Source organism: Corynebacterium sp. UMB10321, from assembly GCF_030228725.1.
Taxonomy (GTDB): Bacteria; Actinomycetota; Actinomycetes; order Mycobacteriales; family Mycobacteriaceae; genus Corynebacterium; species Corynebacterium pseudogenitalium.
This window is the reverse complement of the sequence record NZ_JASOZC010000003.1, coordinates 154,001-174,669: the sequence shown is the minus strand read 5'-3', so window position 1 is coordinate 174,669 and position 20,669 is coordinate 154,001. Positions and strand designations below refer to the sequence as shown.

Sequence of the window (20,669 nt, the reverse complement as noted above, 5' to 3'; positions counted from 1 at the left end):
ATGTCTTCAGGAAGTAGTTCGGCAGGTTATGTTGCAGCAGGTCTGGGCTGGGGCATTGCACTTGGTGTCGCAGCAGGAATGCTGGTGATTGCGCCAGCAATGGGCACGCTTGATTTTTCAACGTCGTCGCAGTTAGGCGAGTCGCAACAGTCGGCTGACGCCTCGCAGGGGACAAAATTTGAGTTTTCCGATGCAGTGATAGCTCAGCATTCGGCCGAGCTTGTTGCGAACACGCTGGATGGTAAGTCAGTGATGGTGCTTCGCACGCACGATGCGTCAGCAGAAGATGTCGATGCTGTAACGTGGCTGCTTCGCACCGCAGGGGCATCAGAAGCGGGCCAGATTACGTTGGGCGAGAAGTTTACCCAGCAGGAGTCGGCTGATGCATTGAGTACGATCATCGCGAACACCCTGCCGGCAGGAGCGCAGCTTTCCGTTGATCGACGCGCGCCTGGCACACATGCTGGCCAGTCGCTGGGGAGCGTTCTGCTCAAGGATCCAGCGACTGGTGAACCGGTGGCTCCGGAATCTGATCGTAATTTCGTTATAGAGGCGCTGCATGGAGGCGGTTTTATAGACGACACAGATGTTTCAGCGCCTGCTGATGCGATTGTTGTGATCGGCGCCGGTGATACCGGCGGGGAGCGTTCTTTCGGGACACAACTGTTGACAGACATGACCGCGGAGCTCAATGACTTAGCTGCGGCAGTGTATGCGGCGCCAGATGAAGACGGTGGGTTTGTTGATACGGAAGCAGGCAGGGTGTCGGCGGTGCTTTCGCTTGCGGAAGAATTGGCGGTCGAATGATGCACGAGTTTGAAGTTCAACAGTCGGAGCTGCTGCTGGATGCACCGATTATCGCGGTGCGCAAAGATATTGTTTCGATGCCGGGGGGCGCTTCCGCGGCACGCGAGATCGTAGAGCACTTCGGTGCGGTTGCAGTGGTGGCCGTCGATTCCAAACGAAGGATTGCGATGGTCCGCCAGTACCGGCACAGCGTTCGGCGCCGGTTGTGGGAACTTCCTGCTGGACTTCTCGACGTCAGCGAGGAAGACGCGCTTGTGTGCGCCCAGCGTGAGTTGGCCGAGGAAGCTGGTTTGGCTGCTGAGAAGTGGGCATTGTTGCTGGATCTGGTGACGTCCCCGGGTTTCGCAGAAGAAGCGGTGCGTGTGTACCTGGCTTCGGATCTCCGTGAGGCCCCTCGTGGTGAAGCCGAGTTCGAAGAAGCCGATATGGTGCTGGAATGGGTGCCAATTGAAGAGGCACAATCGATGGTGTTTCGCGGTGACATCGTGAACTCGATTGCGATTGCCGGAGTGATGGCAGCGGCGCGAGTGCTAGAAGGCGAGGTAGAGCCGCGTGATGTAACCGAGCCCTTTGACCTGCGGCCAAGATCGCTAGCAGAGCGACGCATAGCGCAAGGCGTCACGCCCGATATGAAGAGGATCTAGTTGGACGTCAATGAGCTTGTTAGGCGTTGGCTCGAGCACCTTGCAGTTGAACGAGGTCTTTCAGCAAACACATTGAGCAACTATCGTCGGGATCTTAGACGGTATGCCTCGTGGCTGCATGCCAACGGCAAAGCCAACTTGTCTGAGGTGACCGCTGCAGACATCGAGGCGTACCTGGCGGACCTACGGCGTGGAGTTGATGGGGCTGCGCCGTTGGCGGCATCTTCGGCTGCGCGCGCACTTGTGGTTGCCCGCGGACTACACAAGTTTGGGGTGCTTGAGGGCGTACTTGCAGGTGATGAATCAGCCCAAGTAGCTCCACCTTCGCCTGGTAAGAAGCTGCCCGATACGCTAAGTATCGAAGAGGTCGGCAAGATGCTGGACTCGTGCCCCACGGAGGAGCCGATTGGGTTACGAGACAAAGCGTTACTGGAGTTGCTCTACGCCACGGGGGCGCGTGTGTCGGAAGTACTGGCGCTCTACGTCGATGACTTCATGGCGCTCGAAGGCGAACAGCACGCGGTACTGACACTGACAGGCAAGGGCAATAAGCAGCGCATCGTGCCGGTGGGGTCGATGGCGAAGGAGGCCGTCGAAAAATATCTGGTGCGCGGACGCCCAGCGCTGGCCAAAGGGCGCTCTCATTCGCTATTTCTGAACGCACGCGGCGGCAGCTTGTCTCGGCAAAGTGCTTGGACGGTCATCAGACGGGCCGCTGAGCGAGCCGGGATCACCAAGCATGTTTCTCCTCACACGTTGCGGCATTCTTTTGCAACACACATGCTCGACGGCGGCGCCGATGTACGAGTAGTGCAAGAACTGCTTGGGCACGCATCTGTGACGACTACCCAAATTTACACACACGTTACTGCGGAAAGCCTTCGGGAAGTCTGGCACGCTACGCACCCTCGTGCATAGGTATGTAGGGTTGACATGTTCTGATGCACGACCGGAAGGATTCTTGCCACATGGCTTTTCGACGACCCCACGTTCTCGCAACTGTCGCTGCTGCTACATGCGCTCTCGGGCTGAGCACCTCGGGAGTTGATATGAACGCGTATGCGCAGTTGCCGGAGGGGCTTGATCCTGCCGCGATCCAGCAGGCCATCCCTTCCGAGATCCACGTGCAGGCCGGGCAGACTACGACTGTCGACACCGGTGTTCCGCTGAGCCTCAATTACAGTTCGGGTGGCTGGACCGTTGTATCATCTGGCACTTCTGTGTCCGTGACTGCTCCTGATACTCCAGGTGCAACGGTGAGCGTTCCGGTCTCCGCTGGGGGATACTCGGCGACCGTGAATCTCGTCGCAGTGGGCGGTGGTGAGACCGTTGATGCTCCACCTGAGAGCGCTGCGGAGCCTGAAAACAATGATGGTGCTGGCAAGCCACATGGCGATAGCGTTGATGACTCAAACAGGGAAGGACACGGATCCGAGACTGGTTCAGACTCAGATCAACGTGTGCACGACGCGCCCGCTGCGCCACAGGCCCACCGTGTCCCAGCCAAGGAGGTGGATACCACGAACGCGAAGCGCTTGGAGTTCGAGGGCGTCATCGAGGACAACAGCATTGTGGTGAAGGTGCCTCTGAGTAAGGCCGGACAGCTGATGAAGTACGCTAAGACCGATAGGGAAGGCGCCACACTTCGTTATGTAGACGTGGACGGCAATATCATTGAAGGCGTGAAGCGTGACGTGGACGTAGCGTCGCGCACGCTGACATTAACGTACCCGGAGGGACAGACGCCGGATAACCCCTTCATCATGGAGGTTGTCCGGGATGGATCGGCGGCGGAGTTCATCGCGGTGATAACGTCAAAGAACGCTCCGACTGCTGCACCAAAGGATGGAAATACGCAGGGAGGCGACAGTCAAGCGGAAACACTTGACGAATCGAGGGCGAATGACGGCCTTCTTGCCCTGGGCATCGCAGGAATTGCGGCACTGGTGGCCTTGCTGCTCATCGTGTTCCTGATTCGAAAGAGGCGACAGGCACATAACTAGGTATGGCATTGTAAGATGATTGCGTCAAGGGCTTACACGTGACGCGCATTGGACGGAAGGGATGACAATGGCAGGCAACGCATTGTTTGACGCTGCTGAAGAAAAGAAGTTTCTCACGGGACGTCCATTCCGCGAGTTCCCTCAGCCTGAACCGCTCGAGCACCACGGCCCGGCGACCATCCTATCGATGGTGAATCAGAAGGGTGGCGTCGGCAAAACGACGTCGACAATCAACCTGGGTGCATGTCTCGCAGAGCAAGGGCGCAAGGTGCTGCTTGTTGACCTCGACCCGCAGGGAGCGCTCTCTGCCGGTCTTGGAGTGTCCCATGATGAAGAGCAAGTCACCGTGTATGACTTGCTTTTTGACAACACTGCGTCGATCCACGCGGCCATTCGGCACTCGAATATGCCGGGGCTGGACCTTGTCCCCGCGAACATTGACCTTTCTGCTGCGGAGATTCAACTGGTCAATGAAGTCGGCCGTGAACACACATTGGCCCGTGCGCTCCGCCCTGTACGAAATGAATACGACATCATCATCATCGACTGTGGCCCTTCGCTCGGCCTGTTGACCGTCAATGCGCTGGCGTGCTCGGCGGGCGTGATGATTCCGATGGAGTGCGAGTACTTTTCGCTCCGTGGTCTTGCGCTGTTGACTGACACAGTGGAAAAGGTGCGAGACCGCATCAATTTCGACCTTGACATCGTAGGCATCCTGGTCACGATGTTCGACCGCCGCACTACACACGCGCGAGAAGTGATGGATCGAGTCGTTGAGGTATTCGGCGAGCGAGTTTTTGACACGGTGATTACCCGAACGGTTCGATTCCCGGAGACCTCGGTTGCCGGTGAACCGATCATTACTTGGGCGCCGCACTCCCAAGGCGCAGAGCAGTACCGGCAGTTGGCGCTTGAGCTGCTCGAGCGCATTGATAAGTAGTTTGTTGCACCGTGTCTGAGGACGCCACCACGGGAGTCCAGCCCGAGATCACCGGTTTTACGTTGGCCCTCCAGAACTTTGAGGGGCCGTTTGATCTGCTCCTGCACCTCATCCACTCCAAGAAGCTGGACGTGACCGAAGTTGCACTAGCTGAGGTGACCGACGAGTTTATTGCATACACGCGTGCGCTGGGTGCAGCAGCGCAACTTGACGAAGTCACTGAATTTCTTCTTGTGGCTTCCACACTGCTGGATTTGAAGACTGCGCGGTTACTTCCGCGCGACGGAGATACAGAGATTGAAGATCTTGAGCTCCTGGAGGCCCGGGACCTGCTCTTTGCGCGTCTCCTCCAGTACCGTGCGTATCAGCAGGTCGCTGACGAGTTCGTGGCCTGGCAACGCAACGCGAAGCGGAGGTACCCGCGTGCGGTCTCAATCGAAGACCGATTCGCTGCGTTGCTTCCACCTGTGCAGCTGGGGCACACGCTTGATTCCTTTGCGGAGTTGGCCGCTGCTGTGTTTCGGCCCCGCCCACCGGAGGAAGTGCGGACGGACCACTTGCACGCGGTCAGCGTTTCGGTGCCCGAGCAGGCCGGGAAGCTACTGAGCGCGCTGCATCTCCTTGGTGCGGAGCAGTGGGTCGCATTTGAGGTGCTCACGAAGGACTGTAGTTCCTCCATGGAACTCGTGGGGCGCTTCTTGGCGTTGTTGGAGTTGTACAAGGCTCGCGCGGTGGAGACCGAGCAGCCAGAAGCCCTCGGTAGCCTGGAGGTTTCCTGGACAGGAATCAACGTCGATCCTGCTGTGGTTGCGTCAAGCAACTGGGAATAGCGATAGAATGCCAGACCATGAATGCTCCCCAAATGGTTTCGCAGCTTCGCGCACGTATCGAATCGATTTTGCTGGTCGCGGACAATCCAGTCACGGTAGATGCATTAGCGTCGGCACTGGGGGCGGAGCTGGGAGACGTCGAGAAGCAGCTCGAGGACTGGTCCGAGGAATGCGAACTGCGCGGCAGCGGGATCGACGTTCGGCGGACAGCTGAGGGGTGGCGATTGTACACGCGCCCAGAATACGCAGACGCCGTGGAGGCATTTCTGCTTGATGGTGCACAGACGAAGCTGAGCCGCGCGGCAATGGAGACGCTTGCGGTGGTTGCATATCGCCAGCCGGTGACACGCACGCAGGTTTCCGGAGTACGCGGCGTCAACGTTGATGGTGTGATGAAAACGCTGACGCTGCGAGGGCTCATTGCCGAGGTTGATCCAGACGAGTCGACCGGCGCGCACCGTTACGTCACTACCGAGCTCTTTCTTGAGTTGCTGGGCATAGATTCACTTGAGCGACTGCCGAACCTGGCGCCATTGTTGCCTGAGATCGACGATATCGAGGAAGCATGGTAAAGGCTGCTACACTTGCGGTCGTTCGAAGAACTGTATAACTCGCAAAGAGAAAAGGACTCAAGATGAATCCTCCCGCTCGCCGAGATGGCATACCGGAACAAGGAAAGAACGAGCCGTTCTATCCTTCGTATGCGAAACCGGCACGTAAACAACATGTCAAGCGTGACAAGCGCGCCAAGGCTGCCAATGAGGCTCCGAACCCACTCGATGACAACTGGTGGGACGACGAAGAAACAAAGCAGCGCAAGAAGAACACCGACGGGATCCGTCTGCAAAAAGTGCTCGCACAAGCAGGCGTCGCGTCGCGACGGCACTCTGAGATTATGATTGATCAGGGGCGCGTTGAGGTCAACGGGAAGATCGTTACCGTCCAGGGCACCCGTGTGAATCCGAACGTCGACGTGATTCGAGTTGACGGTGCACGCATCAATGTAAACGAGGACTTGGAGTATTTCGCGTTTAATAAGCCGCGCGGAGTACACACAACCATGCAAGATGAGCATGATCGCGCCTCTGTTGGTGACTTCGTTGCTGAGAGAGTCGCTGCAGGTCAGCGTCTGTTCCATGTCGGGCGTCTCGACGCCGACACTGAAGGGCTCTTGCTGCTTACCAACGACGGCGAGCTTGCAAACCGCCTCATGCACCCGCGCTACGAAGTTCGAAAAACGTACTTGGCCACGGTACTCGGCGAGTTTAAATCCGCTGATGCTAAGCAGTTGCGCGACGGTATTGAGCTCGATGATGGTGTGGCGAAGGCAGACTACGTGCAGATCGTCGATGTGCACAATGGTCAGTCGATTGTGCGCGTCGAACTACACGAAGGCCGCAAGCACATTGTCCGTCGGATGCTGAAAGCAGCTGGTTACCCGGTACAGCGTCTGGTGCGAACGAAAGTGCACACGGTGCAGCTCGGCGATATGAAGCCAGGATCGATGCGCGCACTTAACTCATCTGAGTTGGCATCACTGTTCAAGGCGGTGGGGATGTAAATGGAGGAAACGATGTTGAGTAACCAGCCAGATAATGGTCTGCTGCTCGCAGTGGATGGGCCGTCGGGTACTGGCAAGTCGACAATGTGCCGAGCGTTAGCCAAGAAGCTTGACGCAAAGTACATCGACACGGGCGCGATGTATCGAGTTGCGACGTTGGCGGTGTTGGACGCCGGCGTGGATCCGGAAGACACTAGTGCAGTCATCGCTGCTACTGCTGATCTGCCGATGGAGGTTTCCGACGACCCCGATGACAAGGCTGTTATTTTGGGCGGCCGGGACGTCTCCAACGTGATCCGAGGGGCGGAAGTAACCAGTGCAGTTTCTGCTGTTGCCGCGATCCCAGAGGTCCGTGAAAATTTGGTGGCCCTGCAGCGTCGCCTCGCCTCTGAGGCGCATCGCGCCATCGTTGAGGGCAGGGACATTGGCACCGTAGTTTTGCCAGATGCACCGGCCAAGGTGTACATGACGGCGTCAGCCCAGGTGCGTGCACAGCGCCGGTTCGACCAAGACACAGCAGCAGGCCGCAAAGTAGAGTTTGAAAAGGTGCTAGCAGACGTGGAACGTCGTGATGCCCTTGACTCCTCCCGTGAGACCAGCCCACTGAAGCCAGCTGATGACGCATTGATCGTAGACACCTCTGAGATGGCTCCTGAACAGGTGCTGGCGGCCCTCGTCGACGTGATTGAAAGGAGCAGCAAATGACCACAGGAGATTCCTTTCCACAGGATTTCAATGAAGCTGACTTCAACGATGCGGATTTCGGTGAGGCGGACTTCGGAGATCTCAACTCCGCTGAGGAGTACACCGAGGAAGAGTGGGCAGCCGTTGAGGAAGCGTTCGGCATCTTCAATCCTGACTACATCGAAGAGGCCCTACCGACGGTGGCCATCGTTGGACGCCCAAACGTGGGCAAGTCCACACTGGTAAATCGATTTATTGGGCGTCGTGAAGCCGTGGTCGAAGACCACCCTGGTGTGACTCGCGACCGGATCAGTTACATTACTGACTGGGGAGGGCGACGTTTCTGGGTGCAAGACACTGGTGGCTGGGACCCGGACGCGAAAGGCATCAACGCGGCTATCGCGCACCAGTCGGAAGCTGCTATGGAAACTGCAGACGTCATCGTTTTTGTGGTCGATTCCCACACCGGCATCACGATGTCAGATGAGGCGATGGCTCGCAATCTGCAGCGTTCCGAAGTTCCAGTCATTTTGGTCGCGAACAAGTTTGAGTCCGAGTCGCAATGGGGCGACGTTGCTGAGCTGTACGCGCTCGGCCTCGGGGACCCGTGGCCAGTCTCAGCATTGCACGGTCGCGGCGGCGCGGATGTACTCGACGAGATTCTGCGACTGTTTCCGGATGAGCCGCGCGCGAAGGACTCCATCACAGATGGCCCACGCGCAGTTGCGCTGGTTGGACGCCCAAATGTGGGCAAGTCGAGTTTGCTGAACAAGCTTTCCAAATCGAAGCGCGCCGTAGTCGACAACGTTGCAGGTACCACTGTTGACCCTGTTGATGAACTGATCCAGCTCGACGGCAAACTGTGGAAGTTCATCGATACTGCCGGGCTGCGGAAGAAAGTCAAGAATGCGCAGGGGCACGAGTACTACGCCAGCCTTCGTACCCGAGGCACCATCGAGGCAGCGGAGGTGTGCGTCGTGCTTATCGACGCCTCCCAGGAGATTTCTGAGCAGGACCAGCGAGTGATCTCCATGGTGCTTGAAGCAGGCAAGGCGATGGTCATTTGCTTCAACAAGTGGGACTTGATGGATGAGGACCGTCGTTACTACTTCGACCGCGAGTTTGATGAGATGGTCGGGCACCTCCCGTGGGTGACGAAACTCAATATCTCGGCAGACACTGGGCGCGGGCTGCACCGCCTTGAGCCGGCGATGGAGGAAGCACTTGAGAACTGGGATCGTCGAATCACCACGGGACAGCTGAACAACTGGCTGCGCGATGCGATTGCCGCAAACCCACCGCCGATGAAGAACAACCGGTTGCCGAAGGTCTTGTTTGCCACCATGGTTGGCACGCGCCCACCGACAATCGTCCTGTTTACCACGGGGTTCCTAGACGGCAGCTACCGCCGCTACTTGGAGCGAAAGTTCCGTGAGCAGTTCGGCTACCACGGCACGCCGATTCGGATCGCAGTTCGTGTGCGTGAACGTAACCCGCGGCGTCGTAAGTAGCATTATCTACGGCCGTACAGGAACGCGTCGGTCCTGTACGGCAGTGGTATAAGTTGGCCAGGATCGAATCCGAGGCGCTCATGCAGGTACCAGGTGAGGTTGTTCGTCATTTTGTCCCGAGTGCGCTGGTTTGCGCGAAGCCAATAGGAACGGGTCGCCATGAGCGTGAATAGCTGATCCGTCCGGATCGGTTGAATCCACGTTGTTCGTAGTTCCCGCTTGAGGTGCCAAGGCTCGAAGACAGTGGGGTAGAAGCCTTTGGTAAGCACATCGCCAGAGTGCATAATCTTTGCCAGACGTAGTACCCACGGATGCTCCACTTCGAGGGTGTTCCAGCATAAGAGAAGTTCGCCGTCATCTTTGCTGATTCGGGCAGCTTCTGCGCTAGCGAGGTGTGGGTCGACCCAGTGCCACGCTTGGGCGAAGGTGATGGCGTCGAAATGCTTGGGTGCTGATGCGGTGCACTCGGCGGTTGCGCGCCATACTGGAAGCTCTGGGTGTCGGGCGCGCAGTGTATTCGCCATGTCTGGTGAGGGTTCACAGCAAGCAACTCGGTGCCCGGCGGCCTGCAGTTGTGCAGCAAAAATTCCGGTACCGGAACCAACATCTAAGACAGTGCGGACGACTCCGCGACCGGCAAGTAGCTCAACTACTGAGTCCGGATATGACGGTCTGACCGCATCATAAGTGTCTGCGCCGACTGTGAACGCGCGTGACGAATTCAGCCGGTGCTCACTGCTGTGAAACAGTGGTTGGTGCTTTCCGCTTGGCTTCATAATCAACTAACCTAACAACCTGTGACTGTCAGGAGAATCCGCGAGTGAACATTTCCAACACGATGAACCGGCGCTGGTCGTTGCGTACGGTGCTGCTCGCTGTGCTGCTTGGCTGCGCAGTCATGGCTGGCTGTAGTGGAGACAACGAGGAGCCGGAGGCAGCCGATGCGCTGCCGAATCCCCTGCGTACAGTGGAAAACGGTAGTCGGCCTGACACGGTTGCGGAAGTCGAACCGTGGAGCTCTGCATCAGTCGAGTCACGGACGATCCCGGCTGGGGGACTGCAGCGCGAGTACATACTCTCGCTACCAAAGGGTGCGCAGCAGCGAGAAGGTTTGCCACTCATACTCGTATTCCACGGTTACACGAGCACAGCTGCGTCGATGCAGCGCACGACGGGCCTTAACAACGCGGACGCGGTTGTGGCGTACTTGCAAGGTGTGAACAAGGCGTGGGCGCCAGCACCGTATGCAAATACGAACGCACGTCAGGACCTGGCATTCGCTGACGCCGTGCGGGCGCAGCTACAACAAGAGTTTCACACCCAACCTGCTCGTACATTCGCCGCAGGCTTTTCAAATGGTGGAGGGTTCGCGGAGTTCCTGAGCTGCCAGCGGCCACAGGATTACACCGCAGTGGCGACTGTGTCAGCCGCCGTCTATGACGCGGTGCTTGAGGGATGCTCGGCGATCCCCGTCAAACGCATCGACATTCACGGGACCGCTGACAGCGTCATTGACTACAGCGGAGGAACCCGGCACAAGACGCACTACGCTGGTGCCTATCAAGACGTTGAGCGAGAAGCTCGACGCAACCACTGCAAAGCCACTGACGAGGAGGCGCCGAAACCAGAGTGGTCAGAAGCACTGCCCGGTGTAGCAAAAGCTGAATGGGTCGGCTGTGATGCGGGGCTTGTGCATTACAAAGTGGATGGCGGCAAGCACGAATGGCTTGGGCCTGGTACTTCGCCGGCATCGAATTTGCCGATCGGTTTTGCCAGTGAAGCAGTACTGGAATTCTTCGGAATAGGGATGCAAAAGTGACTTCGGAAAAGTTGTTTCATCGCACCGCTGTGGTGGTGTATAACCCGACGAAGATTCGCGCTGCGGTTTTGGAGCGCTTTGTCGAACTCTACGCTGACCCTCGCCGCGAAATTTGCTGGGTACCCACGACAAAAGAGGACACGGCACTTGCTGGCTTCGCGACTGCACTCACCGAGGACGTGGACGTGGTACTCGTCGCGGGAGGTGACGGTACTGTCCGCCGCATCGCTCACGTCCTAGCAGACACCGGCATCAAGATGGGGATTATCCCAGTTGGTACCGGTAATCTACTTGCGCGAAACCTTGGCTTGCCATTGGATCCTGAGAGCGCGATACGCCGTGCGTTTACTGGAGAAGAGCACGCTGTGGACCTTTGCGAAGCCACAGTCACTCGGCGCGACGGCTCGCAGGAGACTTATGGGTTCACAGTCATGGCTGGAGTGGGCCTTGATGCGCAGATGGTTGAACGTACCAGGGAGGAATTAAAGCGACGCATAGGTCCGCTGGCATACATCGGCGGGATCGCACGATCGCTGGGCGGTGGTAACAGTGTGGAGGCTACCGTAACCGTCGACGACCATCCCTCGAACAGGCGTCGCTTGCACACCATGATTTTCGGCAACTGCGGTGACTTGGTGAATAAAATCCCGCTGTTCCCCGATGCGCTCCCCGACGATGGCGAAATTGATGTCGTGGCGATGTCTCCGCGTGGACTTATCGGATGGTTGCTGATTGGCCTACGCATCGTGTTTAACACTCTGCGTGCACTCCTCGGTGGCGGGTGGCAGGGTATCCCAGCTCCGCAGATGGACTATTTCAAAGGACACACGATAAGCGTTTCTTTCGCTGCCCCCGAAGTATTCGAAGTTGATGGCGACACTATCGGGTCGATCGAAGCAGCCACTATCCGGGTGATCCCACAAGCGTTGGTGCTGATGCGATAGATTCCGCTGCAGGGCCAATAGGGTTTCGGCATAATGGCGACATGATCTACTCATTTGAAGGTAAAACCCCGAAGATTCATCCGTCCGCATTCGTGTCCGATGAAGCCACGATTATCGGTGATGTCGAAATTGCCGAGGATGCCAATATTTGGCCCGGAGTGGTGATTCGTGGTGATGTTGGCGCGATTCGAATCGGTGAAAGGGTCAACGTGCAAGATGGATCAGTGCTGCACGTTGATGAGAACGGGAAGACCATTCTCGAAGCCGACGTGACCATTGGCCACCTTGCTATGGTGCACGGGTGCCATATTGAACCTGGGTGCCTAATCGGCATGAACGCGACCGTGCTGTCCGGGGCTCGCATTGGCAAGGGGAGCATCATCGCCGGTGGCGCAGTGGTGCTTGAAGGGCAAGTGATCCCAGAGTTCTCGCTTGCCGCGGGAGTGCCGGCGAAGGTCAAGCGTGAGCTTGAGGAGTCAACTTACGCTGCGCGTGAACGCCACGCAGCCCTTTATGTTGAGTTGGGGAAGCGCGCGGCGAGTGGGTTGGTACCGGTAGAACGCGCCGCAACTGAGTAGCTTACGAAAACTAAAACCCCGCTCAATCAGGAGTTTCGCCTGGTCAAGCGGGGTTTTGTTGATAGTTGTCGGACTGACAGGATTTGAACCTGCGACCCCCACACCCCCAGTGTGGTGCGCTACCAAACTGCGCCACAGCCCGTTGCCTTCATCCGGCGAATACCGGAACAGCTCCGATAGTTTAGCGCACAGTTACTTCAACTATGAAACCAGCTGTTAGAAGGCAGTGCCGTTGAGGTACACCCATGCGCCGCCCTCGCGAATGAAACGGGAATGTTCTCGCTGGGTGCCACTCGGGTGAAGGGCCTCGAAGCGGACCTCTCCGTAGGTATCCGTTGGGCCACCTTGTTCGGAGTGGAGAACTCGCAGCGCAATATATGGTTCGCCACCTGGTGGAAGCTCCAACGATGCCGGTCGTGTGCTCGAAGCCCAGGTGCGCAGCAAGTAATCCGCATCGCCGACGACGAACGCACTGTAGCGTGCCCGCATGAGCGATTCTGCTGTGGGAGCAGGTTTGCCTGCGTGCAGGGCGCCGCAGCACAGGGGGTATGGGCGATCGAGGCCACATGGGCAGCGTTTCACGTCAGCGCACCACGTCGATGGTTGTCTGCACCGAGGCGCTGTGAACGTAGCCGTCGACGGTTGAGCGTTTGCCGGCCTCCATGAGCGTCTGGGCCTCGGCGTCGCTGAGGTCGCCGAATAACGTGATGTCACGTGTGAAGTGCCCCTCGCCGAGATGCGTGACCTCCACGCGCACGTCGTTGAGCGCAAGTCCTTTCGCGGCGGAACGAATTGCCTGGGAACAAGATACTGCCAACGCGGACATGTACAAGCCTGTCGACGTCACGCCCTGGCCCTTGCCGCCAGCATTCTTAGCCCGGTCAGTTGCGATCGCACGATTGGAGGTGCGAACTACGTCGCCATACTTCGTCCCGCGGGCGGAGTAGGAGACTGCGTTGGAGTCGCCGGTGGCATCCGGGACAAATTCGGGGGTGATGTATTGCATGACCCACGAGCCGATAATGTCGGCTGCACGCTGTGCGGTGCCTTGGCGCGTCAATAAATGATCGGCCTTGTCCAGCGCCATGAGTGACTTCGGGTAGCGGGTGAGGCTAAAAATTGACTGGGCGTTATCAATGCCTACCGTCACATCAATAGGCGAGTGGACCAGCAATAGTGGCTTGCGCAGTTTCGGCAGGTATTCTTCGGGGTTCGTGTCGGCGAGATCCTCAAGGAAGTCGCGTGAAATGATGAGCTCCCTGCCGCCGAGGATGACGGGGACATAGCCGTCGCGGTCCGCGTCACCAATCTTATCCGCATAGTGCAACACCGAGTGAGCAGGGTCGAACGGCGCACCGACTGTCGCTACGGCTTTGAGCGTCTTTTTGAGATCGGGATGGGTCGCCGCTTTCAGTGCTGCAGCGCCCCCGAGCGAGTGGCCCATGATAAGCTGTGGCGCTTTGAACTCTTTGGCTAACCACTTTGCTGCAGCCACGATGTCGTCAACGTTTTGTGAGAACGAAGTATCGGCGAAATCACCCTCAGATTGTCCGAGACCAGGAAAATCAAATCTGAGCGTTGCAATGCCGAACTCTGTTAACCGCTTGGAGATTCGCGAAGCACCAGGAGTGTGTCTGGACCCCGCAAAACAGTGCGCGAAAATCGCGTAGGCTTTCGCCGGCCCGTCAGGCCGGTCAATCGTTCCGGCCATCATCTTGCCCGTCGACGACGGCACCTTCACGTTCAGCGATAACATGTGGGCTTTCCTCCTGAGAACGGGGACGCATTCGGTGGTCTTTGCTTGAACAAGGATAGAGTACATTGACGTGAGCGAGTGAGAAGCACTTACCATGTAGTCCAGGTAGTGCGAGAGGCAAAAGGCCACTTTTGCCGTGACGAAAGGTCGTATGAGGAATGGCTGCATTTGGCTGGTTTTGGAAAGCAATGGGTGCAACGTCCGAACGCAACAACAAGAAGTCGAAGGGGATCGTGGCGAAAGCCCACGAGCTCATTGGAGAGTTCGAAGCTCTTGACGACGCCGCGCTGAGCGCCGCTGTGCGTGACACCGTGCGTGACGGAGAGGTCGTCGACAAGCCTCGCTTCCTCGCAATTCTGTCGGTTGCCGCCACTCGAACCCTTGGGATGACCCCGTTCGACGTTCAAAACCAGGCGGTTTTGCGCCTACTCGAAGGCGATGTAATTCAGATGGCCACCGGCGAGGGCAAAACGCTCGTTGGAGCTATCGCTGCGACCGGTTTTGCGCTCACTGGTAAGCGGGTGCACCTCATCACCGTGAATAACTATCTCGCTGAGCGCGATGCCACGTGGATGCGGCCGCTTGTCGAGTTCTTTGGGCTCAGCGTTGCCGCTGTAACGGAATCGACGCCACGTGAACAGCGTGTAGAGGCATACCGATGTGACGTCGTCTATGCTCCGGTGACCGAGATCGGCTTTGATCACCTTCGTGATAATCAGATCACGCACCGCTCTCAAACCGTTCAGTTACCAGCCGAGGTTGCTCTTGTCGATGAGGCCGATAGTGTCCTTGTCGACGAAGCCCTCGTCCCGCTCGTCCTGGCTGGTTCTGAAGGTACGCAGCAGCCCACAGGCAAGATCACCGAAGCGGTCTCGCACCTTGACGAGGAGAAGGACTACGAAACTGATGCCGATGGTCGCAATGTCTTCCTTACCGAGGAGGGGGCGAAGAAAGTTGAACGTTTGCTCGGTATCGACTCGCTCTATTCTGATGAGCACATTGGCACCACACTTGTCCGGGTCAACCTTGCGTTACACGCTCGAGCACTGCTGATCCGCGACGTACATTACATCGTCGAGGACGGCAAGGTGGCGCTTGTTGACGCCTCCCGCGGCCGCGTCGCTGAACTGCAGCGTTGGCCTGACGGATTGCAGGCAGCAGTCGAGGCAAAAGAGGGACTGAAGGTCTCCGAGGGGGGCCGAATTCTCGACTCGATCACGCTGCAAGCACTTATGCGTCGCTATCCGACGGTCTGTGGCATGACTGGAACCGCCGTAGAAGCCACCGATCAACTGCGTTCATTTTACGACCTGCACGTATCTGTTATTGACCGCGCAAATCCGTTGCAGCGATTTGATGAAGCCGACCGGATCTACGCAACGATGGAGGAGAAGAACCAAGCGATCGTCGAAGAGATCGCTCTGCTTCACACGAATGGTCAACCTGTTCTTGTAGGGACTCATGACGTAGCGGAGTCTGAGGCTCTCGCTGAGGCATTGAACGAGCGTGGGATCAGCGTGAACGTGCTCAATGCGAAGAATGACGCTGAGGAAGCACGCATTGTGGCTGAGGCTGGAGATTTAGGGCGGGTGACCGTGTCTACACAAATGGCAGGCCGCGGTACCGATATTCGTCTAGGTGGCGCTGACGAAGGAGATCACGACAAGGTTGCGAAGCTGGGTGGTCTCGCCGTTATCGGTACAGCACGCCATCGCACAGCGCGGCTCGACAATCAGTTGCGCGGACGTGCAGGGCGTCAGGGCGACCCTGGCCTGAGCCTGTTCTTTGTTTCCCTGGAAGACGACATTGTTGTTACCGGGGGAGAGGATGAGCGCATCACCGTACATCCCGACGCGTCGGGACGGATCGAATCCTCGCGTGCACAGCAGTTTGTTGACCACTGCCAGCGCGTTACAGAGGGCCAGCTGCTAGAAATTCACTCGCAAACGTGGAAATACAACAAGCTCATCTCGGATCACCGTACAATCCTTGATGAGCGGCGAGCATCATTGCTCGATACCGACGCGGCGTGGCGTGAGCTTAGCGAACGAGCACCGGAGCGCGCCACCGAACTGGATGCCATCGATGCTGACAAACTACGGCAGGCAGCTCGGGAGATAATGCTCTACCATCTCGACCATGAGTGGTCTGAGTACCTCGCGCTCATGGACGATGTTCGCGAATCTATCCACCTGCGCGCCATCGCCCGTGAAACGCCAATCGACGAATACCATCGAATCGCCATTCGTGAATTTAAAGAACTAGCGAATCGTGCCGTAGATCAGGCCGTCGATACTTTCAAGAAAGTCGTGATTGATAACGATGGAGCACACCTCGAAGATGCTGGTTGGAAGCGTCCGAGTGCGACGTGGACCTACATGGTGTCGGATAATCCGTTGGCGGGTTCGGGGAACTCGGTGATCTCCGGGATTGGAAATATTTTCCGTTAATCCTCATGTTGAGGTTCAGAGCGTTACACTAGAACCGCAACAGCACGTTGACCCACAATTGGGTAATATTGCGATTTAGAATTTATTGACTTTCAAAAACACCGTCAGGAGTTTGGAATGGCCGAAAACAAAGATGCAGACATCGTCCAGGTCGAAACGACCTCCGTCTTTCGCGCTGACCTTTTGAAGGAGATGGAGAACGGCGCTGCTGCAGCCAACGATAACGTCACCAGCACGGAGAATTTGCCGGATGGTGTTGCGTTGCTCGTGGTGAAGCGCGGACCGAACGCTGGTGCAAGGTTCCTGTTGGACCAGGACGCAACCACCGCAGGTCGCCATCCTGAGGCCGACATTTTCCTTGATGACGTCACGGTGTCCCGCCGACACGCTGAGTTCCGCCGCGATGGTGACTCTTTCGAAGTTGTTGACGTGGGATCACTGAACGGCACTTATGTGAACCGAGAGCCAAAGGACTCGCAGGTGCTCTCCTCCGGGGATGAGATTCAGATTGGTAAATTCCGCCTGGTCTTTATCGCCGACGAAAAATAGTATTGTCCGTTTGTCTGCCCCTGCCCATTAGAAGAGATTAATCATCACCGTGAGTGCAATACGTCGAGCTGCTACAGAGCAAATGGGAGCCACCGTCGCCCCGTCAGGGACAAAGACCATGTCTATTGGTGTTGTCCTGAAACAGTTGCGGGAAGAGTTCCCTGATGTGACTGTGTCGAAGATTCGCTTTCTTGAGTCCGAAGGCCTGATCACTCCACAACGCACTGCGTCCGGATACCGGCGCTTTACAAGTGATGATGTCGAGCGACTTCGCTACATCTTGGTTACCCAGCGAGACAATTACCTTCCATTAAAGGTGATCCGCGAGCAGCTCGAGGCCATGGATTCCGGTCAGGTCACCGCGATCATGAGCGCGAGCGAAGCTGATCCACTAGTTTCTCCAGATAGCTTCCGCGCACCAACTTCGACGCACTTGAGCGACCGAGACGTTGCCGAGCAGGCTCAAGCAGACCAAGAACTTGTCGATGAGTTCGTGCGTGATGGATTGATCGTTCCTGATGTGGCTGGTCATTTCACCGCCGACGACGTTCGCGTGGTTACTGCAGCCATGGCTCTAGCGGAATTCGGTTTGGATTCTCGCCACCTCAAGACGCTGCGGACTATGGCTCGTCGCCAGGCTGATCTCATCTCTCAAGTAACGGAACCCGTTGCGAAGTCCGGTAAGGAAAATTCAGCACAGCAGGCGGAAGAACTTGGACAGCAGCTTTCTGCCCTGGTCGTATCACTGCATGCTTCGCTGCTCAAGAATGAGCTGCGAAATTCCGGGTGCTGAGATGCGGTCGCTGAATTTGCTCGGGGTCTACCCGGTCGGCCCGGAACACTTTCTGTGCGCGTTGCTGCACACACCAGAGCAGAATCTATTCCTGCCAATTTGGCTTTCGCCATTTTCTGGAGGCAAACTGGCCGCGCTCATTGATGATGTAGGCCCCCTGAACCCGAGTATTTACGAAACGTATTTGGAAACGTTAAAGGATCTCGGCGCTCAAGTGCAGGCCGTGCGCATTGCGAGCTATTACGAAGGCGTGTTTCATGCCGAGGTGTTGCTGAGTACTGGCAGCAAAGTAGACACGAGCATGTCCGACGCGCTGCTTTTGGCTTGGACAGGGGATATTGCTCTCGAGGTTGACCCTCAGGTTTTGCGGCAAGCCGGCATACGGATTTCCGTGGCAGATGCGAAAGGTATCTTTGACCTTGATCTTCCCGTTGTCGAAGGGGACGCTGAAGACGGAAGTGTTTCCGCAAGCGGTGACCCAGAAGCAGACCGCGATTTTGAGCAGCTGATGAAGAGCCTTGGCGCGGATGATCTTTTTACTTCCGATGATGAAGATGGAGACGGGGCTGCCAACTAAACCTCCCTCAATGTAAAGTAAAGGTTGAGACTTCGGCGTGTCGGCCCGAGCTGATAGAGTCAAATGCCTAAGCTATCGGTACAAATACTGTTAGCCGAGACATTAGAAAACGGGAGTATGGAAAATGAGCGATCTGCAACAAGAGCTTGAACTTTCCGCAGTGGAAGGGCCTGTTCAGGAAACGCTGTTTGATATCGGGCCTTCTGACGAAGTGGGGTACCGAGTTCCGATTGCATGCCAGGTAGCAGGCATCACGTACCGCCAGCTCGATTACTGGGCGCGCACTGACTTGGTGAAGCCTTCAATCCGTGGCGCAAAGGGCTCCGGCTCCCAGCGTCTCTACTCCTTCAAGGACATTCTGGTTTTGAAGATCGTGAAAGGTCTCTTGGATACCGGGATCTCACTGCAAAACATTCGCCTGGCCGTGGATAAGCTCCGTAACCGGGGTGTGAATGACATCGCCGAGATCACGTTGGTCTCTGATGGCGCTACGGTGTACGAGTGCCGCAGCAACGAGGAGGTCATTGACCTTCTCGGCGGCGGCCAGGGTGTCTTTGGTATCGCGGTCCCGCAGATTATGAAGGATCTCACTGGCACTATTGCTGACTTCCCAGCAGAAACCATCAACCCCGAACTCAATGACCCTCAGCCTGCCGGGTTTGATGAACTCGCAGATCGTCGCCGTCGTAAGTCTTCCTAGAGAGTTCTGAAAGGCTGCAGCCCCGCCGTTTACTCCCCGGCGGGGCTGCAGCCTTTCGTACTGCTGTGGGTCTAGCGCAAGTGGTTAGTCCACAACGGCGGTCAGAGCGGCACTGACCTGCTCAGCGGATGGAGCCTCTTTCACCACGGATGCGACATCTGTCACAGCCGTATCTGCAGGGCTATCGCCTACACGAACGACGTCAAGCTTGATTCGCTCACCGAGCCGGTCCTGCAGTGCTGCTGCCGCCTGTGGTGAACCATCATCATCGGCGGTGCCGGTGGTAATCAACACGATGCGAATATCGCGATCGAGCTCACGCATGGCATCGGCGGCAGCGAAGAGCGCTTCCCGAGTCTGCGGAGCACCGCCGGTGCCAAGCAAGCTGGCGGTGTATGCGACGTCCTCGGCATCACTGGTCATAGCAATGTTGCTGCGCCAACCCTTCGTTACACCAGGGTTCAGTGGGGAAGAGTAGTTCCAAAGCGCTACTTGATGGCCAGATTCGGTGACACGGTATGCAGCATCGCGTATCGCGGTGTCGACTGCTGGCTTGAAAGGCTGCATCGCATCTGACGTATCGTACAGGAATAACGTGTCCAGAGCTTGCTGTCGGTTCTCGGAACCAACTTCTTTCTGTTCCTTTTCTGTTTCATCGACCGGAATTTCTGCCACCTGGGACCAAACCTGATCAGGGACATCAACCACCTGTGATTTGCTATCAGTTTTCAACGTTGACGCCGCGTACTTCATGAGGTCCTGCCCGGCGCGAGACTTATTCTCATCGACGTTATCAGTACTGTTCAGCGGTATACCGACGTAGTTCAAAACTGCATCTAGCGATGTGAAAACCCGGTCACCGGATGCTTGTTCAATAGCTGCTGCGTATAGACTCTGTTCATCTTGGATTGACTCTATATCTTCCAATGCCTGCTGTTGTAGGACATCTACGGCGCCTGCCTCATCTTTGGCAAGCAATGACGCAACAGCAACAGAGGCATCCGAGCGTTCAGGCAACACAAATCGCACTGACTCCAGCTTAAGTGTCGCTGGATCAGTAGAAGTTTGCCCCTCCACGCCGAGAGGCGCCGCGTAAACAATCTGTGGGTCAGGTACCGCCGCCGAGCGTTTTGCGTTCCTAAGTACGGCGTCTGGGTTCGCGGTTTCCGGAGCGAGAAGGATAGCTGCGTCCTCGACCTTATCGACGAGCTCTGCCTGCATACAGTAGTCCCGCACAACACGGTGCGACTCGTTGTACGCGGCTACGATCGCTTCACCGACCGATCGTTCCGTAGACGCTACTGGCAGTGAGAGTTCTCCAGACACGCACCGTGCTTCAGAAGCATCATCGGACTGTTCTGGCTTCAGCTTCATCATCAAAATGGCACTCAAAATCACAGCGAGCGCGACCAGAATGACCAGGATCGCTCCACCGGACAAGCGATAGTTACTCTTGCCATCAGAATGTCGGCCCATGCCAATACCGTCCTTACTTCGTGTACAACCCGTCTAGCGTTGTCACA

General features: G+C 57.0%; 22 protein-coding genes and 1 tRNA gene. 18 read left to right on the top strand and 5 right to left on the bottom strand.

Features of this window, described 5'->3' with window-relative positions; translation table 11 throughout:
• The 10 genes from QP752_RS05345 to der all read left to right on the top strand — a co-directional run bounded on the left by QP752_RS05345 (position 1) and on the right by der (position 8,980).
• On the top strand, positions 1-807 hold the full coding sequence (locus QP752_RS05345) for a copper transporter (RefSeq protein ID WP_083329555.1): 807 nt from the start codon (positions 1-3) through the stop codon (positions 805-807).
• A complete protein-coding gene (locus tag QP752_RS05340; RefSeq protein ID WP_070477172.1) occupies positions 804-1,451 on the top strand; it encodes an NUDIX hydrolase in 648 nt (215 codons plus the stop codon). The genes QP752_RS05345 and QP752_RS05340 overlap by 4 nt, the downstream gene beginning before the upstream one ends.
• Positions 1,452-2,369 carry a site-specific tyrosine recombinase XerD gene (gene xerD, locus QP752_RS05335; protein WP_070362504.1) on the top strand — a complete coding sequence of 306 codons (918 nt, stop codon included), beginning with the start codon at positions 1,452-1,454 and terminating at the stop codon, positions 2,367-2,369.
• A 50-nt stretch (positions 2,370-2,419) separates the two neighbouring features.
• Positions 2,420-3,454 (top strand): hypothetical protein, encoded by a 1,035-nt coding sequence (locus QP752_RS05330; protein ID WP_284804745.1) that lies wholly within the window; start codon positions 2,420-2,422, stop codon positions 3,452-3,454.
• A gap of 67 nt (positions 3,455-3,521) precedes the next feature.
• Complete coding sequence (locus tag QP752_RS05325; protein ID WP_070362502.1) at positions 3,522-4,394, top strand: ParA family protein; 873 nt, start codon at positions 3,522-3,524, stop codon at positions 4,392-4,394.
• An 11-nt stretch (positions 4,395-4,405) separates the two neighbouring features.
• Complete coding sequence (locus QP752_RS05320) at positions 4,406-5,224, top strand: ScpA family protein (RefSeq protein ID WP_070977091.1); 819 nt, start codon at positions 4,406-4,408, stop codon at positions 5,222-5,224.
• 17 nt (positions 5,225-5,241) lie between these two features.
• Positions 5,242-5,796 carry an SMC-Scp complex subunit ScpB gene (gene scpB / locus QP752_RS05315; protein WP_070362500.1) on the top strand — a complete coding sequence of 185 codons (555 nt, stop codon included), beginning with the start codon at positions 5,242-5,244 and terminating at the stop codon, positions 5,794-5,796.
• A gap of 62 nt (positions 5,797-5,858) precedes the next feature.
• Positions 5,859-6,785 carry a pseudouridine synthase gene (locus QP752_RS05310; RefSeq protein ID WP_070362499.1) on the top strand — a complete coding sequence of 309 codons (927 nt, stop codon included), beginning with the start codon at positions 5,859-5,861 and terminating at the stop codon, positions 6,783-6,785.
• A 12-nt stretch (positions 6,786-6,797) separates the two neighbouring features.
• Positions 6,798-7,490 carry a (d)CMP kinase gene (gene cmk, locus QP752_RS05305; RefSeq protein ID WP_070363526.1) on the top strand — a complete coding sequence of 231 codons (693 nt, stop codon included), beginning with the start codon at positions 6,798-6,800 and terminating at the stop codon, positions 7,488-7,490.
• A complete protein-coding gene (gene der, locus QP752_RS05300) occupies positions 7,487-8,980 on the top strand; it encodes a ribosome biogenesis GTPase Der (RefSeq protein ID WP_070362498.1) in 1,494 nt (497 codons plus the stop codon). The genes cmk and der overlap by 4 nt, the downstream gene beginning before the upstream one ends.
• A 2-nt stretch (positions 8,981-8,982) precedes the next feature.
• Here der and QP752_RS05295 read toward each other — a convergent pair whose 3' ends face one another.
• Positions 8,983-9,756 (bottom strand): class I SAM-dependent methyltransferase, encoded by a 774-nt coding sequence (locus QP752_RS05295; RefSeq protein WP_256008191.1) that lies wholly within the window; start codon positions 9,754-9,756, stop codon positions 8,983-8,985.
• Between the two features lie 44 nt (positions 9,757-9,800).
• Between QP752_RS05295 and QP752_RS05290 the strand changes: the two genes are divergently transcribed.
• From QP752_RS05290 to QP752_RS05280, 3 genes are read left to right on the top strand one after another with little or no spacing between them, the layout of a single operon-like run.
• The gene (locus QP752_RS05290) at positions 9,801-10,799 is read left to right on the top strand and encodes a PHB depolymerase family esterase (protein ID WP_256008190.1); all 999 of its coding nucleotides are present in this window, start codon (positions 9,801-9,803) and stop codon (positions 10,797-10,799) included.
• On the top strand, positions 10,796-11,743 hold the full coding sequence (locus QP752_RS05285) for a diacylglycerol kinase family protein (protein ID WP_176754856.1): 948 nt from the start codon (positions 10,796-10,798) through the stop codon (positions 11,741-11,743). Before QP752_RS05290 ends, QP752_RS05285 begins: the two co-directional genes overlap by 4 nt.
• 41 nt (positions 11,744-11,784) lie before the next feature.
• On the top strand, positions 11,785-12,321 hold the full coding sequence (locus tag QP752_RS05280; RefSeq protein ID WP_256008189.1) for a gamma carbonic anhydrase family protein: 537 nt from the start codon (positions 11,785-11,787) through the stop codon (positions 12,319-12,321).
• 68 nt (positions 12,322-12,389) lie between these two features.
• Here the strand turns inward: QP752_RS05280 and QP752_RS05275 are convergent.
• The 3 genes from QP752_RS05275 to QP752_RS05265 form a co-directional block, all read right to left on the bottom strand.
• Positions 12,390-12,463, bottom strand: a tRNA-Pro gene (locus QP752_RS05275).
• A 74-nt stretch (positions 12,464-12,537) separates the two neighbouring features.
• The gene (locus tag QP752_RS05270; RefSeq protein ID WP_070477164.1) at positions 12,538-12,903 is read right to left on the bottom strand and encodes a YchJ family protein; all 366 of its coding nucleotides are present in this window, start codon (positions 12,901-12,903) and stop codon (positions 12,538-12,540) included.
• A gap of 1 nt (position 12,904) precedes the next feature.
• Positions 12,905-14,077 carry an alpha/beta fold hydrolase gene (locus QP752_RS05265; RefSeq protein ID WP_070976963.1) on the bottom strand — a complete coding sequence of 391 codons (1,173 nt, stop codon included), beginning with the start codon at positions 14,075-14,077 and terminating at the stop codon, positions 12,905-12,907.
• 158 nt (positions 14,078-14,235) lie between these two features.
• Between QP752_RS05265 and secA2 the strand changes: the two genes are divergently transcribed.
• The 5 genes from secA2 (at position 14,236) to QP752_RS05240 (ending at position 19,146) form a co-directional block, all read left to right on the top strand.
• Complete coding sequence (gene secA2, locus QP752_RS05260) at positions 14,236-16,527, top strand: accessory Sec system translocase SecA2 (RefSeq protein WP_284804740.1); 2,292 nt, start codon at positions 14,236-14,238, stop codon at positions 16,525-16,527.
• Between the two features lie 117 nt (positions 16,528-16,644).
• A complete protein-coding gene (gene odhI / locus QP752_RS05255) occupies positions 16,645-17,076 on the top strand; it encodes an oxoglutarate dehydrogenase inhibitor Odhl (protein ID WP_070362492.1) in 432 nt (143 codons plus the stop codon).
• Positions 17,077-17,158: 82 nt separating this feature from the next.
• Positions 17,159-17,869 carry a MerR family transcriptional regulator gene (locus tag QP752_RS05250; protein ID WP_336621660.1) on the top strand — a complete coding sequence of 237 codons (711 nt, stop codon included), beginning with the start codon at positions 17,159-17,161 and terminating at the stop codon, positions 17,867-17,869.
• Positions 17,844-18,446, top strand: a complete 603-nt coding sequence (locus QP752_RS05245) for a bifunctional nuclease domain-containing protein (protein WP_284804738.1) — start codon at positions 17,844-17,846, stop codon at positions 18,444-18,446. The genes QP752_RS05250 and QP752_RS05245 overlap by 26 nt, the downstream gene beginning before the upstream one ends.
• Before the next feature lie 124 nt (positions 18,447-18,570).
• Positions 18,571-19,146, top strand: coding sequence for a MerR family transcriptional regulator (locus QP752_RS05240; RefSeq protein ID WP_070362489.1), 576 nt, complete (start codon positions 18,571-18,573; stop codon positions 19,144-19,146).
• A gap of 84 nt (positions 19,147-19,230) precedes the next feature.
• On the opposite strand, the gene QP752_RS05235 is transcribed toward QP752_RS05240, so the two are convergent.
• Positions 19,231-20,622 (bottom strand): hypothetical protein, encoded by a 1,392-nt coding sequence (locus QP752_RS05235; RefSeq protein WP_284804737.1) that lies wholly within the window; start codon positions 20,620-20,622, stop codon positions 19,231-19,233.
• Positions 20,623-20,669: the final 47 nt, after the last annotated feature.